Origin of the sequence: Pedobacter sp. N23S346 (assembly GCF_048515415.1) — a bacterium.
Lineage (GTDB): Bacteria > Bacteroidota > Bacteroidia > Sphingobacteriales > Sphingobacteriaceae > Pedobacter.
In genome coordinates this window covers 104,721-120,152 of the sequence record NZ_JBLYEE010000013.1, presented here as the reverse complement: position 1 = coordinate 120,152, position 15,432 = coordinate 104,721, and the positions used below count along the sequence as shown (strand labels likewise).

At 34.4% G+C, this 15,432-nt stretch carries 14 protein-coding genes; 7 read left to right on the top strand and 7 right to left on the bottom strand.

What is annotated here, in order from left to right:
- Nucleotides 1–16: 16 nt before the first annotated feature.
- Nucleotides 17–736 carry an energy transducer TonB gene (locus ACN1CD_RS19925; protein ID WP_419132163.1) on the top strand — a complete coding sequence of 240 codons (720 nt, stop codon included), beginning with the start codon at nucleotides 17–19 and terminating at the stop codon, nucleotides 734–736.
- 535 nt (nucleotides 737–1,271) lie between these two features.
- Here the strand turns inward: ACN1CD_RS19925 and ACN1CD_RS19920 are convergent.
- From ACN1CD_RS19920 to ACN1CD_RS19910, 3 genes are all read right to left on the bottom strand, one after another.
- Nucleotides 1,272–2,042: a succinate dehydrogenase/fumarate reductase iron-sulfur subunit gene (locus ACN1CD_RS19920; RefSeq protein ID WP_419132162.1), complete on the bottom strand. Its 771-nt coding sequence runs from the start codon at nucleotides 2,040–2,042 to the stop codon at nucleotides 1,272–1,274.
- A 104-nt stretch (nucleotides 2,043–2,146) separates the two neighbouring features.
- Nucleotides 2,147–4,126 carry a fumarate reductase/succinate dehydrogenase flavoprotein subunit gene (locus ACN1CD_RS19915; RefSeq protein ID WP_419132161.1) on the bottom strand — a complete coding sequence of 660 codons (1,980 nt, stop codon included), beginning with the start codon at nucleotides 4,124–4,126 and terminating at the stop codon, nucleotides 2,147–2,149.
- A 19-nt stretch (nucleotides 4,127–4,145) separates the two neighbouring features.
- Nucleotides 4,146–4,826 (bottom strand): succinate dehydrogenase cytochrome b subunit, encoded by a 681-nt coding sequence (locus ACN1CD_RS19910; RefSeq protein ID WP_419132160.1) that lies wholly within the window; start codon nucleotides 4,824–4,826, stop codon nucleotides 4,146–4,148.
- A 438-nt stretch (nucleotides 4,827–5,264) separates the two neighbouring features.
- Here ACN1CD_RS19910 and ACN1CD_RS19905 point away from each other — a divergent pair, with 438 nt between their 5' ends.
- A complete protein-coding gene (locus ACN1CD_RS19905) occupies nucleotides 5,265–5,441 on the top strand; it encodes a GxxExxY protein (RefSeq protein WP_419132202.1) in 177 nt (58 codons plus the stop codon).
- A gap of 189 nt (nucleotides 5,442–5,630) precedes the next feature.
- Here the strand turns inward: ACN1CD_RS19905 and ACN1CD_RS19900 are convergent, their stop codons facing one another.
- Both ACN1CD_RS19900 and meaB read right to left on the bottom strand, forming a co-directional pair.
- A complete protein-coding gene (locus ACN1CD_RS19900; protein WP_010599638.1) occupies nucleotides 5,631–5,822 on the bottom strand; it encodes a cold-shock protein in 192 nt (63 codons plus the stop codon).
- Between the two features lie 295 nt (nucleotides 5,823–6,117).
- Nucleotides 6,118–7,017, bottom strand: a complete 900-nt coding sequence (gene meaB / locus ACN1CD_RS19895; RefSeq protein WP_419132158.1) for a methylmalonyl Co-A mutase-associated GTPase MeaB — start codon at nucleotides 7,015–7,017, stop codon at nucleotides 6,118–6,120.
- Between the two features lie 155 nt (nucleotides 7,018–7,172).
- Here meaB and ACN1CD_RS19890 point away from each other — a divergent pair, with 155 nt between their 5' ends.
- From ACN1CD_RS19890 to ACN1CD_RS19870, 5 genes are all read left to right on the top strand, one after another.
- Nucleotides 7,173–8,051, top strand: a complete 879-nt coding sequence (locus ACN1CD_RS19890) for a glycosyltransferase family 2 protein (RefSeq protein WP_419132157.1) — start codon at nucleotides 7,173–7,175, stop codon at nucleotides 8,049–8,051.
- A 57-nt stretch (nucleotides 8,052–8,108) separates the two neighbouring features.
- Nucleotides 8,109–9,170 (top strand): glycosyltransferase family 4 protein, encoded by a 1,062-nt coding sequence (locus ACN1CD_RS19885; protein WP_419132156.1) that lies wholly within the window; start codon nucleotides 8,109–8,111, stop codon nucleotides 9,168–9,170.
- A gap of 211 nt (nucleotides 9,171–9,381) precedes the next feature.
- Complete coding sequence (locus tag ACN1CD_RS19880) at nucleotides 9,382–11,217, top strand: ABC transporter ATP-binding protein (RefSeq protein ID WP_419132155.1); 1,836 nt, start codon at nucleotides 9,382–9,384, stop codon at nucleotides 11,215–11,217.
- 320 nt (nucleotides 11,218–11,537) lie between these two features.
- The gene (locus ACN1CD_RS19875) at nucleotides 11,538–12,389 is read left to right on the top strand and encodes a glycosyltransferase (protein ID WP_419132153.1); all 852 of its coding nucleotides are present in this window, start codon (nucleotides 11,538–11,540) and stop codon (nucleotides 12,387–12,389) included.
- The gene (locus tag ACN1CD_RS19870; RefSeq protein ID WP_419132152.1) at nucleotides 12,386–13,342 is read left to right on the top strand and encodes a hypothetical protein; all 957 of its coding nucleotides are present in this window, start codon (nucleotides 12,386–12,388) and stop codon (nucleotides 13,340–13,342) included. Before ACN1CD_RS19875 ends, ACN1CD_RS19870 begins: the two co-directional genes overlap by 4 nt.
- 34 nt (nucleotides 13,343–13,376) lie before the next feature.
- Here ACN1CD_RS19870 and ACN1CD_RS19865 read toward each other — a convergent pair whose 3' ends face one another.
- Together ACN1CD_RS19865 and ACN1CD_RS19860 are read right to left on the bottom strand one after the other, a co-directional pair.
- Nucleotides 13,377–14,489 carry a glycosyltransferase gene (locus ACN1CD_RS19865; protein ID WP_419132151.1) on the bottom strand — a complete coding sequence of 371 codons (1,113 nt, stop codon included), beginning with the start codon at nucleotides 14,487–14,489 and terminating at the stop codon, nucleotides 13,377–13,379.
- Between the two features lie 171 nt (nucleotides 14,490–14,660).
- Complete coding sequence (locus ACN1CD_RS19860; RefSeq protein WP_419132150.1) at nucleotides 14,661–15,431, bottom strand: glycosyltransferase family 2 protein; 771 nt, start codon at nucleotides 15,429–15,431, stop codon at nucleotides 14,661–14,663.
- Nucleotide 15,432 lies beyond the last annotated feature (1 nt).

Sequence of the window (15,432 nt, the reverse complement as noted above, 5' to 3'; positions counted from 1 at the left end):
TATAAAAAATATCATTATGAGAAAGCTATTTTTAGCCCTAACAGGCATTGCCTTGCTTAGTATTTCGGCACAAGCACAAAAGGTTTATGACTTTGTATCTGTAGAAAAACAACCGATGTACCCCGGTGGCATCGCTAACTTTTATAAATACCTTGGTGGCGAAATTAAATACCCTGCCCAGGCAGTAAAAGACAAAACAGCGGGAAAGGTATTTGTTTCTTTTATCGTAGAAAAGGATGGTAAATTAACTGATGTTGAAATAACCCGTGGTTTGAGCAAGGAAACTGATGCTGAAGCAAAAAGAGTGCTTGAAAAATCACCAAAATGGAATCCAGGATTAATCGACGGCAAGCCGGTAAGGGTGAAGTACAACATTAATGTAAATTTCAATCTGAATAATAATGGTGCTGATCAAAAAGCAAATCTTACAAAGCCTATGAACAGATATCCGGAATACCCTGGAGGACAAACCAAAATGTACGCTTACTTAGCGAAGAATTTGAAATATCCAGCTAAAGCTAAAAAAGATGGAATAGAAGGAAAAGTTTACCTTTCATTCAATGTTCAGAAAGATGGCACATTAACAGATATCGAAGTAATGAAAGGGCTTTCTAAAGAAACAGATAATGAAGCCTTACGCGTATTAAAATCCACACCACGATGGGACCCAGGCCTAAACGACGGTCGGCCAGTCACAACAAAATATCAAATGGCTATCAACTTTACCCTGAGCTAAACATATTAGGAAAATTAACAAACTCAAAAACACATTAACCACAAAACCCCTGCTAAAAAATAGCCGGGGTTTTATGTTTTCTCTCCTGTCTCGGAAGACTAAATTTATAAATTTTTTAATGTATATGCAAATTTTACAAAATATAATTTTCAAAAAGAATTTTTTTGATATGCTAACATAAGAATATTGCAAATTGGCAAACTTATATTTCGTTAGCTTTTCGAAATGAAACGTTTCGATTGATATCCTATAGCTTTCATTATGTTTTGAGAACTACATTATTAACGTTTCATAGTACCAATTTATTACAAACATTAATTTGTTAGAAGCTGTCTAAATTATAATTTATCAGCTTACGAAATTTCAAAATCCTGTGCGCTGAAGAATTTCGCAAGTTGATCGTCATTCAGGAAATTTAAACAGCTTCATAGGATTTTGGAATAACTGTGCAGCGCAGTTTTAGAGAAAATAAAAAAGCCCCAAACTAGGTCTGAGGCTTAAGATTCAGTTATTAAACTGAATGCACAGTATATTTTTAAAGTGCTTCTTCTGAAATGAATTTTGCACTTGCAAAATCACGGTTCATTAAGGCAATATTTTCTAATGAAATGCCTTTAGGACATTCAGCTTCACAGGCTCCGGTATTGGTACAGTTACCAAAACCTTCTGCATCCATTTGTGCCACCATGCTCTGTACGCGACGGTAACGTTCAGGCTGCCCTTGAGGCAATCTGGCCAGTTGTGAAATCTTAGCTGACACAAATAACATAGCTGAAGCATTCTTACATGTCGCCACACAAGCACCACATCCGATACAAGCTGCTGCCTCGAAAGCTGCATCTGCCTGCATTTTTGGAATAGGCAAGGCATTAGCATCTTGCGCATTACCCGTATTTACCGAAATGAATCCACCTGCGGCAATAACTCTATCGAAGGCAGAACGATCTACAGTTAAATCTTTTACTACCGGAAAAGCTGCTGCTCTCCATGGCTCAACAACAATAGTATCGCCATCCTTGAAAGAACGCATGTGTAACTGGCAAGTGGTAACCAAGTCTTTTGGTCCATGCGGACGACCATTGATGAACATTGAACACATTCCGCAAATCCCTTCGCGACAATCGTGATCGAATACCACAGGTTCTTCACCCTTGGTAATCAAATCTTCGTTTAACACATCGAACATCTCCAGGAAAGACATATCTGGAGAAATATCTGCTAATTTATAATCTACCAAAGCACCTTTGGTATTGTTATTTTTTTGACGCCAAACTTTTAGCGTTAAGTTCATATTTCCTGTACTCATGATATTGAGATTTAAGTATCAACTATTAGTATCGAGTAGTGAGTATTAAGTATCAAGATTGTTAACCGTCTTGATACTTAAATCTTAATACTTATTTATTGCCACTATTTATAACTTCTTTGTGCTACTTTAATGTTTTCAAAATTCAGCTCTTCTTTATGAAGCTCAAAGTTTACACCTTCTTTAAATTCCCAGGCGGCTACGTATGCATAGTTTTCATCATCACGTAAAGCTTCACCTTCTTCAGTTTGATATTCTTCACGGAAGTGACCACCACAACTTTCATTACGGTTTAATGCATCAATACACATTAGTTCCCCTAGTTCGATGAAATCTGCTACACGGCCTGCTTTTTCCAGCTCTGTATTTAACTCATCTGCTGATCCAGGTACACGAACATTGCTCCAGAATTCAGCACGTAACGCCCTGATTTCTGCGATAGCTTCATTCAAGCCTTTCTCGCTACGGGCCATACCGCATTTCTCCCACATAATGTGACCTAAACGTTTATGGAAATGATCTACAGACTTCGTTCCTTTAATATTAATCAAAGTATTTAAAATGCCCTTTGCTCTTTCTTCAGCCTCAACAAATGCAGGATGATCTGTAGAAATTGCTTTTACAGAAATTTCTTTCGATAAATAAGCACCAATGGTATAAGGTAAAACGAAGTAACCATCTGCTAAGCCCTGCATTAAAGCAGATGCGCCTAAACGATTAGCTCCGTGATCGGAGAAGTTAGCCTCACCCGTACAGTACAAGCCTTCAACGCTAGTCATCAGGTTATAATCTACCCAAAGTCCGCCCATTGTATAGTGAACTGCAGGATAGATACGCATTGGTGTTTCGTAAGGATTTTCTCCTGTAATCTGCGCATACATGTCAAAAAGGTTACCGTATTTCGCTTTGATTACTTCAGTACCCAGGCGCATACAAGTTTCTTTATCCGGATTATGAATACCCGATTTAGAGGCCTCTATTTTACCGTAACGTTCTGTATTTGCTTTAAAATCAAGATAAACAGCTAATTTAGATTTACCTACACCATAACCAGCATCACAACGTTCTTTAGCAGCACGCGATGCAACATCACGTGGAACCAAATTACCGAAAGCAGGATAACGACGTTCTAAATAATAATCTCTTTCATCTTCCGGAATTTCCGAAGCTTTACGGTTATCATCTTTCTTTTTAGGCACCCAGATTCTTCCATCGTTACGTAACGACTCTGACATCAAAGTTAATTTAGACTGATGATCCCCAGAAACCGGAATACAGGTTGGGTGAATTTGTGTATAGCAAGGGTTTGCAAAGTAAGCACCTTGTTTATGCGCTTTCCATGCAGCCGTAACGTTACTTCCCATTGCGTTGGTAGAAAGATAGAATACGTTTCCGTAACCACCTGTTCCTAATACAACTGCATGGCCGAAGTGACGCTCGATTTCACCAGTGATTAAGTTACGTGCAATAATACCACGGGCTTTGCCATCGATTTTAACCACCTCAAGCATTTCGTGACGGGTATACATTTCTACTTTACCCATACCAATCTGGCGTTCTAAAGCAGAATACGCACCTAGTAATAGTTGCTGACCTGTTTGCCCCGCAGCATAGAATGTTCGCTGAACTTGCGTACCACCGAATGAACGATTATCTAATAAGCCACCATATTCACGCGCTAAAGGAACACCTTGAGCAACACATTGATCAATAATGTTAACACTTACCTCAGCCAAGCGATGCACATTGGCTTCGCGGGAACGGTAATCGCCACCTTTTATCGTATCATAGAACAAGCGATAAGTACTATCGCCATCGTTCTGATAATTTTTTGCTGCGTTGATTCCACCCTGAGCAGCAATAGAATGTGCTCTACGAGGTGAATCCTGAAAACAAAAACATTTAACTTTATAACCCATTTCGGCTAAAGTAGCTGCTGCTGAAGCACCTGCTAAACCTGAACCAACAATAATTATTTCAATAGTTCTTTTGTTCGATGGATTAACCAACGGCACCGAAGACTTAAACTTTGTCCATTTATTGGTTAATTCGCCTTCTGGTATATTTGAATTAATATCTGACATATCTCTTTTGTGCTAAAAACTAATTAATTAAACCGGTATAAACTGCTATTGGCATTAAGGCAAATAGAATCGAAATGATGATCGAATACCAAACACCTGCGCCTTTAATGATACCGTTATATTTGGAGTGATTCCAACCCATCGTTTGGAAAGCCGAAGCGAAACCATGTAATAAGTGGTAGCACAGAGAAAACATAGCTAAAATATAAACGATTACACGTACCGGGTCTTGGAACTTATCTTTCATCACAGCATACAAATCTTCATGCCCATTCGCATCAACTGTTGGGATTCCGGTAAAACGCGATACTACCCAAAAGTCTTTCAAGTGAACCACTAAGAAGATCAGCAATAGTGTACCTAATAATCCCATAGAACGGCTATACCATTTACTATTTGCCTTGCCATCATAAACTGCATATTTTTCTGGTCTTGCTTTTTGATTTTGTAGCGTTAGTCTTAACGCCTGAAAAATATGAGCTAATAAACCGATAAATAATACAATTTCACCAGCTCTGATGATCCAGTTGGTTGCCATAAAGTGGGCTCCAACATTGAAGGTTAAACCGCCATCGTTAATAAAAATTAATGCGTTAATACCGCAGTGTACAATTAAAAAGAGTATCAGGAATATACCTGTAATACCCATAATGAATTTCTTTCCTATTGATGAAGAAAGAGCATTTCCGAAACCACTCATTTGATTAAGATTTATATCTAAATTTCTTGCAAAAGTATCTAATTATGAGTTTAATTTATAAACGATTATGACAAAAGGGCGATAAAACATTTATTTAGAAACATTCTAAGTCAGAAACGAAAGAAATTGAAAGAATTTGCTATAATTTGAATTTAAGAGTCTTCTAAAATGAATCGAGAATACGAGCGTTTATTATTGGTAAGTCTTGCGTAATAAAACATTAAGGACATTAAGATTTAGAATTTTCATACAAACGCAAAACCTTACCAACTTTATCTTAATGGCTTAATGGTTCAAAAAATTGAGAGATATAGCCATGCGTAATAAAAAGGTTAAAACATTAAGGCATTAAGAAGAAATAAGATTAAAAATTATTTAGTTGGTATGCTAAAACTCAATGTTTCAAAAAAAATTGTATGAAAAATGCCTAAGTTATGAATTAGAGAAGATGGACATCAGGTCATTAAGCAGGCAATGGTCCCTGTTGAATATGACGACTTATTAATTGATGCAGAGTTAAGAGTAGATTTATTGGTAGATCATATCATCGTTGTGGAACTTAAAACTTTTGAACATCTTTTACCCATTCATGAAGCACAGATTTTAACTATATGAAATTATTAAATGTGCCACAAGGAATATGGATCAACTTTTTTACAGACAGCATTACAAAATCATTGAAACCTTTTGTTAACGAATATTATACAATTTTAGAAGATTAAGATATAAGTATTCAAAATATTTTTCACAAAAAAAGTCCCGATTTGCATCGGGACTTTTTACGATTTATGTGTTCGAGTTTTCTTAAGCTACTTTTACATTTACCGCGTTAAGGCCTTTTCTACCTTCTTCTACATCGTAGTTTACGGTATCATTCTCGCGAATGTTGTCGATTAAGCCTGAAGCATGAACAAAAATTTCGGCATCGCCATTAGATGGAGTGATAAATCCGAAACCTTTAGTTTCATTAAAAAATTTTACTGTTCCTTGTTGCATTATATTGTATTTTAATTTTGACCAAAGATAATGGTTAAATACCTATAAATCAATTTTTTATTTAATAAAAGTTAAATATCAGCTAAATACACTGTCTCACTGGCTTTTAAGCTACATTTTTACTAAAAATAAAATTATTAATATTCGAAATCCTTCCAAATTTGCTTGTTATTCTGAATCAAAACTTTGTTTTAACGTCGTTTTTCATCTTAAAACCATCATCTGAGTTTATATAGGGTTCAATCGAAAATTATAAATATACTAGGAAAACAATCTTCGCATACAGGTTATAGCATCATAATGTAGAAGCAAATTCTTCCGCGAAGCGATAAATATTAAAATCTTTCTGTATCAAGGCTTCCTGAATACCTGCCCTCAACTTATTCTTATCAATTGCCTGCATTTTTTGATGCTGAATAATCTTCCATGCTTTTTCGGCAAAAAGAAACTCCTTCCGTTGATGGCTATTAACAATCGGCTTTGCGATCCAATCACACAGTTCATCCAACCCAGAATCTTTATCAGCTACCGTTTTTAAAATCGGAATTGATTTCAGCCCTTGATGCACGATCTTTTTCAAGTTATTCGCAAAAGTATCTGCTCCATCCCGATCGGCTTTATTAACTACGAAGCAATCGGCAATTTCCATTAATCCGGATTTTATATTTTGAACTTCATCTCCCGATTCAGGAACCAAAACCACAATCGTTTTATCTGCTAAGCCTGCTATCTCCACTTCAGACTGCCCCACTCCAACCGTTTCGATAAAAATTAAATCGAAGTTAGATGCTTTCAATACATCAACCATTTCTATAGTTTTGGCAGAAACACCTCCTAAAGCGCCTCTCGTTGCCAAAGAACGAATGAAAACATTCGGATTATTAAATTGTCCGGCCATTCTTATCCGGTCGCCGAGCAATGAGCCAAAATTAAAAGGTGAAGTTGGATCAATTGCTAAAATGGCAATCCGTTTATTTTGGTGCGTAAAAAAATTTGTGATGGCATTAACTAATGTACTTTTTCCGGCACCAGGAGGACCAGTAATGCCAATCACAGGTGTACCTGAGCGACTATCCAAATTTTTCAGAATGGAATCTGCAGGCGAAATATCGTTTTCAACAAGGGTTAATGTCCTGGCCAAAACCCTATAATTACCTTGCTTAACTTCGTCTAAAATGGATAGAGGGGTATTCATCAATAAAACTATCTTTGTACAAATTAACAAAATTATACGCCACAAAGCGCAAAACAATAAAGACTGGATGAAACCATCAGGATTTACCAAGACCCAAAAGGAACTTATTAACAAATCATGATAGCTTCATCACCGCTAAAAACACATTTAAAAAGATGAAAGTTACCGGGTTTACCTTTTTAAGAAATGCAATTATAAACGATTATCCGGCAAAGGAGGCTATACTTTCTGTCCTTCCTTTATGCGACGATTTTGTAGTTGCGCTCGGAAATTCTACCGATGAAACTGCAGAGTTGGTTAAAAGCATTGACCCTAAAAAAATCCGCATTATTGATACCATTTGGGATGAATCCATTCGCGAGGGCGGGCGTGTTTTTGCTGATGAAACCAATAAAGCCATTGCTGCCATCTCAAAAGATACGGACTGGATGATTTATATTCAGGGAGATGAAGCCATTCATGAAGACTATCTTCCGTTAATTAAAAAAGAAATGGAGTTAGCGCTAAACAACAATGATGTTGAAGCACTCCTTTTAAAATACAAACACTTTTATGCTTCATACGATTACCTGGCCGAATCAAGGCGCTGGTACCGAAGGGAAGTTAGAATTTTAAAAAATTTGCCAGGCGTTCACTCCTATCGGGATGCACAGGGTTTCAGAATTGATGACCGTAAGCTGAAAGTTAAATTGATTGATGCCTATATTTATCATTATGGCTGGGTGAAACCGCCAAAGGGTCTACAGGGAAAAGTTCGAAACTTCAATCAGTTTTACCAAACGGAAAAATGGATTGAAGAAAATTATCCTGTTCAGGAAACGTTTGATATGCACAATGCAGATCGGTTAGTGCATTTTAAAGGTACTCACCCTAAAGTGATGGAACAAAGAATTGCAGCTGCAAACTGGAAATTCGAAAAGGATTTAACTAAAGAGACTCCCAAAATGAATTTCAGAAGAAAGCTACTACAGAAAATTGAAGATTTAACCGGTTTGCGTCTTTTTGAATATCGTAACTACAAAATTGTGAAGTAAATGAGAAAATTAGCTTGCTATACTTACTCAATTTTTTAAACAGAAAATATATTATTAATGAGAAAACCTTCAGTTCTAGTAACTTTTGATTCTATGAAAGATGCCAATTGTGGCTATTTCTCTTTTGGAAAAGGACTTGGTGATGCATTGATTCAACAAAATAAAGGAAAATTTAAATTAAATTTTTATTTATTTAAGCAGACTCAATACCTTTTCAATGGTCTAGTTGATATTTTATATCTTTCCAAACTTGACCGACTGTTTTTCAGAAAAAAAAATGAATTTGAGGTTGTTCACCTATCTGATCAAACTTGTAGGTTGAGGCCCAGTAAGGTAAATGCTAAAAAGATAATGACCATTCATGATATGAATAAAGTTCATTTAAAATTTAGCAGACCGCACAGAATTCAAGCCTACTTAAAAAAACTGGGTAAACTTATCTCCCAATGTGATAAAGTAGTTTGCATCTCTCAGTTCGTTGCAAACGATGTAAAACACTATTTCCCTGAAGCTGAAGATAAAATTAGTGTGATATACAATGGTGCTGACAAATTAATTCCCGAAGAAAATCATCAGCCCTTATTTAAACCAACCAAGAAATTTCTTTTTACCATTGGTCTGCTTTCAGTTCAAAAAGGCTTTCATTTATTGCCTGCTTTATTAAAAGATAATGACTATGAATTAATAATAGCTGGTAAAGAAACGCCTCATAAACAACTAATTTTAGAAGAGGCTGAAAAATACAACTGTTTAGATCGGGTACACATCATCGGACAGATTAGCGATGAAGATAAGGCTTGGTACTATAAAAATTGTAGTGCTTTTTTATTCCCCTCAATAGCTGAAGGTTTTGGATTACCTGTTATAGAAGCCTTACATTTCGGTAAACCAGTATTTCTCTCAAAATTCACATCTTTACCAGAAGTAGGTGGCGATGCAGCATATTACTTTAATAGCTTCGAACCAGAACATATGCAGGAAATCTTTGAAAAAGGAATGATTGATTTTATTCAAAACAATCATGATAAAAAAGCAATTGCTCAAGCCGAAAAATTTTCATGGGGAATAGCAGCTGCACAGTATTTAGACCTATATCAAAAATGTCTTGAAGAACAATAATGAGAAGTTAACAAGTATGTATATTGCATTTATTATAATCTTTATACCATCTATCAAATTATAGTTAAATCATAAATCAAGACTCATCACATAAGATTACCATGATCTTATTGATATAAGTGAAAAACCGTACATTTGCCAAGTTTTATTTTGACTTTTTTTGTTCTGCTTTTTAGGCACATCAAATTTTACATATTCCATTTTACATAGAATGAAAACTTATTTTCGTTTATTATCTTTTGCTAAGCCTATAGAAAAGTTCGCTATTCCTTATGTGATTGCAACGCTATTATCTATCCTTTTTGGCACACTTAATCTGGCACTACTTTCACCACTGTTTGAAACGTTATTAAATGCAAATAAACCCGTAGCTAAAAGTCCAACACTTACAGATAAAGCCACTGAATCATTTAGCTTACTTCGCGAACTCCGAGAATTGGTTACAGATTCTATAGCCAAATACTCTATAGAAAAGACTTTATTTTATGTTTGCATTGTCATCGTAATATCTGTTCTACTAAGTAATCTTTTCAGATATTTCTCTCAACGGTATATGGAAGATTTGAGGGTTCATACCTTACTAAATTTTAGAAAGAGGGTGTTTGATAATGTGATGAATTTGCATGTTGGTTTTTTTAGTAATGAACGCAAAGGAGACATTATTTCAAAAGTAGCTTCTGATGTTCAGGTTGTACAATTTACCGTTACAAATACATTACAGGTAGTTTTTAAGGAACCTGTAACGCTAATTGTTTATGTGGTTTTGTTATTTAACATTTCGGCTAAACTTACACTATTCTCACTTTTAGTAATCCCAATTTCAGCTTTTATCATTAGTAAGATTGTAAAAAGACTAAAACAACAGGCAAAAGAAGCCCATGAATCCTTTGCAAAAATGATTGGATTTTTAGATGAGGCTTTAAGCGGTATAAAAATTATTAAAGCTTTTAATGCAACAGAAAGAACTAAGGACAAATTCAATAATGAAAATATCTTTTATTCAAATTTAAACCGAAAGATGGTAAGAAGACAGCAATTAGGTTCTCCTGTTTCTGAATTTTTGGGTGTTTTAATGATTGCAATAATCGTTTGGTATGGCGGGAGTTTAATTTTACATAATGATAAAAATGCACTCGCAGCTGCCGACTTTATAGCCTACATTGCTATTTTTTCTCAAGTAATGCGTCCAGCAAAAGCATTAACTGATTCTTTTAGTGGAATTCACTCCGGTATTGCTGCAGGAGAGCGGGTTTTAGATTTGATTGATACCAAGCCATTATTGGTTAATCAACCCGATGCGGAAGTAATTAATGATTTCAATAGTGCAATCACCTTTCATGATGTTTCATTTAGCTACGGAGAAAAACAGATCCTCAACTCTATAACTTTTGACATTGATAAAGGACAAACAGTAGCACTTGTAGGCCCTTCCGGAGGCGGAAAAAGTACATTAATGGATCTGATTCCACGTTTTCATGATCCAAAATCCGGAACGATCAAAATTGATGGCCACGATTATAAAGAACTTACGGCAGAAAGTATCAGGGCGCAAATGGGAACAGTTAATCAAGAATCTTTTCTATTTAATGATACCATTTTTAACAACATTGCATTTGCCAAACCAGAAGCCACCATTGAAGAAGTTGTTACCGCAGCAAAAATTGCGAATGCACACGAGTTTATCGAAAATACAGAAAATGGTTATCAATCTTTTGTTGGAGACAGAGGAAATAAACTCTCGGGAGGGCAGAAACAGCGTGTTTGTATTGCGAGGGCTGTATTAGCAAATCCTCCGATTATGTTACTGGATGAAGCGACTTCTGCATTAGATACCGAATCTGAAAAATTAGTTCAGGATGCCTTAAATAATTTAATGAAAAATCGTACCTCAATCGTAATTGCCCATCGTTTAAGTACGATACAGCATGCCGATAAAATTGTTGTTATAGATAAAGGCACCATAGTAGAGACCGGAAACCATAATGAATTAATGAATAAAAATGGATTGTATAGGCGTTTAATTGACATGCAGGCCTTTAGCGACTAAATATTTAGATGAGGAGAATATTATTTTTCATGCCCGATAATCCGCTAAAAAAAAATGCGGGAAATAGAACCAGGGCTTTAAGTATGTTAGGTTATTTCAAATCAAGAAATTTTGAGATTGATTTTGTAAGCGAGTATTACACCGGACGCTGGAACGAGACAGACATTAAAGCATTTGAGCAAGCAGGCCTGGCTAATAATACTTATGTAATTAAAAAAAAACCTTCTAAAAAAAATATACTTTATTATCTCCTTTTTTATAAGCTACCGAATTTTTTCTACCAGAATAAGGCGTGGTTCTTTCCGCTTCAATTCCCTGAATTGGTAACTTTAAGATTTAAAAGGGCTTTCAAAAAAATTTTAAGAGAAAACAATTACGATTATATTTACATTAACTATGCCAGTTGGGCTACATTAGTAGAAAACAATCATTTAGCAAAAAAATCAACAAAAATAATTGACACACACGACTTTATAACAGCTCAACATCAAAAAAAAAATAATATTGGTCAATCTTTTAAAGAAGAGATCAGAAGAATTTCTTTATTTGATATTGCTCTAGCCATCTCTGTTGAAGAACAGTATATATTTAGTCAATTCTGTAAAAACAAGGTTGTGTTAGCTCCGATGATGCTGGATAAACCTGAAAATTTTCATGCTGTTAAAGAAAAATCGTTGGATCTGATTTATGTGGCAAGCGATAATATACATAATCAAAAAGCTGCCAATTGGTTTTTTAAGGAGGTATATCCGTTGTTACCAGCCAATGTGCAAATATGTGTTATTGGGCAGATCAACGAGCATCTTTCTATCAATGCACCGAATATCACTTCAATAAACTTTGCTGAAGATTTATCAACCTATTATCAAAAGGCTAAGGTAGCATTATGCCCTATGCTAACGGGTACCGGAACCAAGATAAAAGTTGTAGAAGCCCTATCTTATGGCTTACCAATAGTTTGTAATACCAGAGGTGTAGATGGGTTGATAGACAAAACAAATAATGGCTGTTTGGTTAGTGATGACTCCGTCGAATTTGGGAATAACATTATGAAACTGTTAACAGACGAATCGGAATATAAAAAACAAGCAGAAAATGCATTGGCTGCTTTTAACCTCAATTATGAAAAGGAACATTGCTATAAGAATCTTGATAAACTATTTTTGAAATGACCTTATTTTTTACGGTAGTTACCACTAATTATTTGCCATTCGCTGTGTCATTACTAGATTCGGCTAAACAATATCATCCAGAATTTGAGTTCTGCATCTGTCTTGCTGATTATCTAAGCGATGACGAAATTACCACAAATAATCTGATGCAAAAATATCCAATTCTTCAACTACATGAGTTAGGTATTGAAGAGTTTGATTTCATTACTCAAAATTACAATCCTATGCAGTTAGCAAACTGCTCGAAGGTACTCTTTGCAAGACATTTCTTAAATCAAAAACATATTGATCAGGTTATTTTTTGTGATTCGGATACTTACTTTTTTGGAAAACTGCCTGATACTACAGTTAATAGCAGTGCAATTGTAATAAGCCCTCATTTTACACATCCACCAAATATTGATATGAAGCGTCAGGAGTTAGAAGTATTGAATGCCGGGCTATATAATGGTGGTTTTTTTAAACTGAACAAATCACCAGAAACTGACAGCTACATCGATTGGTTAAGAGAGCGATCTGTTAAAGAATGTATATACGATTTTAAAAGAGGATTTTATGGAGAACAGTTATGGTTAAATCTTGTTCCCCTATATTTCAAAAATGTTTTTATAGAAACTAATGCGGGTTTAAATGTAGCTTACTGGAATTTACATGAGCGACAAATTTCAGAGAAAGATGGAACATTTTTAGTAAATGAAACTACACCACTTTGTTTTTATCATTATAGCGGCTGGGATTACAACAATCCGATAGAAATTTCTAAGTGGTCTCTATTTACTGCAGAAGTACGTCCTGATTTAAAACAGATATTAGCACAGTATCATACAGCTTTAAAACAAAATGAATATGAATTTTATATCAATAGGCAAAATTATTATACAAGCAAAAACAACACGCAAAAAAAATCTTTTTTTAAAAATTTAAAAAGTAAGTTTTTTAAATCTAAGATTTGACATTTAATCGATTTGCTGAAAAAAAACCACGTCTTTAAATTATCCTTTCCAAAAGTTGCTCAAACATAGGTAATTGTTGATCCTTACTAAATTTCATAGCCTCCCTCTTTAACTTTTCTTTATTAATGGGTGTATTCTGATGGATTTTCTCCATGCCATCAATTACTTCAGCCAATGTATTATTATAAGCTACAAAGCCCATTTCCTCTTTAACAAAATCAGCAGCAATACCAACATTAAAAGCCATAATTGGGATTTGAAGATATGCCGCTTCCAACATCACTAAGGAAAAAGTTTCTTCTCTTGACAACAGTAAAAAGCCATTTGCTATAGCCATATAGTTATAATAATTGTCAGACTCAGCACCAATACATATTAGTCTTCCAGGGTACTTTTTACCTGCAATGTGTTTTACGTAATAGGTCAACCCATTTTTAACCTCACTACCCAGCCATAATATCTTAATATTTCGATTGCTGAATCGATCTAAGATAGGCAATACCAAATCGAATCCTTTCATATATTTTGTTCCCCCAGAAACAACCCATATAAAATCTGTCGGTAAAACATCATGCAATTCTTTTAGCTTATCTACAACTTTTTGGTCAACTTTTATCGTATCTGTATCTATAAAGCTATATTGCTTTTCCACAAAGTGATGTATTGGCAATAATGCATTACAAACAACATCAGAACAGCCAATGCAAACATCAGAATAAGCAATAGCCTTTTCGAGTGTACTACGCTTAATCTCGCTAAAAGCATATAATAGTTCGTGAACGTATGTAAAGAATTTTATATTCTTTGGTTTATCAACTTCAAATATTTCAGGGAAAGCAACTGTATTTACAAACCAAATATCAGCACTACTTTTTTGCTGAATAATATTTAATTGATGTTGTATTGGATTTATACCAAAAAATTTAATAAGCTTTCTGTAAAGGCGCCACCACTTGTTAGGGTGGTATTTATAAAGAATATGTTTTTCGATGTGAGAAGGTAAAGAGTCAAACATCTCACCTTTACTTTTACAAAAAAGTGTAATTGAATATTTATTAGGATCTAAATCTTTTAATAAATACCACAGTACCATTTCTGATCCGGTTCTACCTAAATGTTGAGTGATGAATAATATACTTTTTTTCATTAAAAATAGAATGGATAAATTAATCTTCAAATATTACTGGGGAATTAGAAGCTTATGTTACAATTTTTGAGAAAGAAAAACACCAAAAATAATGCGTTCATTGCTACTTCAATTCAAATTGAGACTTTTACCTTAAATTGTTTACTGTTAAGTGTGAAAAATACAACAGAACTACTTATTAAATATTGATTTGAAAAATTTTCTGATTTTTAAAAATTTTTTTATCCTTTTCATTTCTGAAGAAAGCTTTTCAAGCTCTACATAATCATCTACCATAAAATTAAACTCACTTCTTAATACCTCATGCCTCTCTTGTTCAATTTTCTTAAAATTTTCTTCTCGAGAGCTTATTCCATCATAGCTATATGCAGTAATTATTTTATTTACGTGCACATAGCTTGCACTATACCTAGTAAATGCTAAGAGAAAGAATTTCCAATCTGATACAATTTTTAATGTTTCATCATATAACCCAACTTTATTAAATAGTTCGCGTTTAATGAAGGTACTAGGATGGGGAATTGTAGAATTATAAAAATCTCTAAATGTTAATTTATCAGGTGAGTTCCAAGTCCATTGTTTTTCTGCATCATAAAGTAATAGGTTTCCATAAATTATATCTTCTACCCTATTTTCACTCATTATTTCGGCTAAGATATTTGTATCAATAAGACTATCCCCACTATTGATAAAAAGAAGGTAGTCTCCAGTTGATTTATTTATGCCCTTATTCATCGCATTATAAATACCACCATCTTTCTCACTTATATAATAATTTATCCTCTCAGAATATTGCGTAATGATCTCAACGCTTCCATCATTAGATCCACCATCAATAACTAAATATTCAATATCATTATGGGTTTGATTGATAACAGATTCAATAGTTTTTTCTAAACCGTTTACGTTGTTATAATTAATTGTTATAATAGATACCTTCAAT

Coding starts and splice junctions, on each gene's coding strand:
- ACN1CD_RS19925 (WP_419132163.1), top strand. CDS start 17: ATGAGAAAGCTATTTTTAGCCCTAACAGGCATTGCCTTGCTTAGTATT.
- ACN1CD_RS19920 (WP_419132162.1), bottom strand. CDS start 2,042: ATGAGTACAGGAAATATGAACTTAACGCTAAAAGTTTGGCGTCAAAAA.
- ACN1CD_RS19915 (WP_419132161.1), bottom strand. CDS start 4,126: ATGTCAGATATTAATTCAAATATACCAGAAGGCGAATTAACCAATAAA.
- ACN1CD_RS19910 (WP_419132160.1), bottom strand. CDS start 4,826: ATGAGTGGTTTCGGAAATGCTCTTTCTTCATCAATAGGAAAGAAATTC.
- ACN1CD_RS19900 (WP_010599638.1), bottom strand. CDS start 5,822: ATGCAACAAGGAACAGTAAAATTTTTTAATGAAACTAAAGGTTTCGGA.
- meaB (WP_419132158.1), bottom strand. CDS start 7,017: ATGAATACCCCTCTATCCATTTTAGACGAAGTTAAGCAAGGTAATTAT.
- ACN1CD_RS19890 (WP_419132157.1), top strand. CDS start 7,173: ATGAAAGTTACCGGGTTTACCTTTTTAAGAAATGCAATTATAAACGAT.
- ACN1CD_RS19885 (WP_419132156.1), top strand. CDS start 8,109: ATGAGAAAACCTTCAGTTCTAGTAACTTTTGATTCTATGAAAGATGCC.
- ACN1CD_RS19880 (WP_419132155.1), top strand. CDS start 9,382: ATGAAAACTTATTTTCGTTTATTATCTTTTGCTAAGCCTATAGAAAAG.
- ACN1CD_RS19870 (WP_419132152.1), top strand. CDS start 12,386: ATGACCTTATTTTTTACGGTAGTTACCACTAATTATTTGCCATTCGCT.
- ACN1CD_RS19865 (WP_419132151.1), bottom strand. CDS start 14,489: ATGAAAAAAAGTATATTATTCATCACTCAACATTTAGGTAGAACCGGA.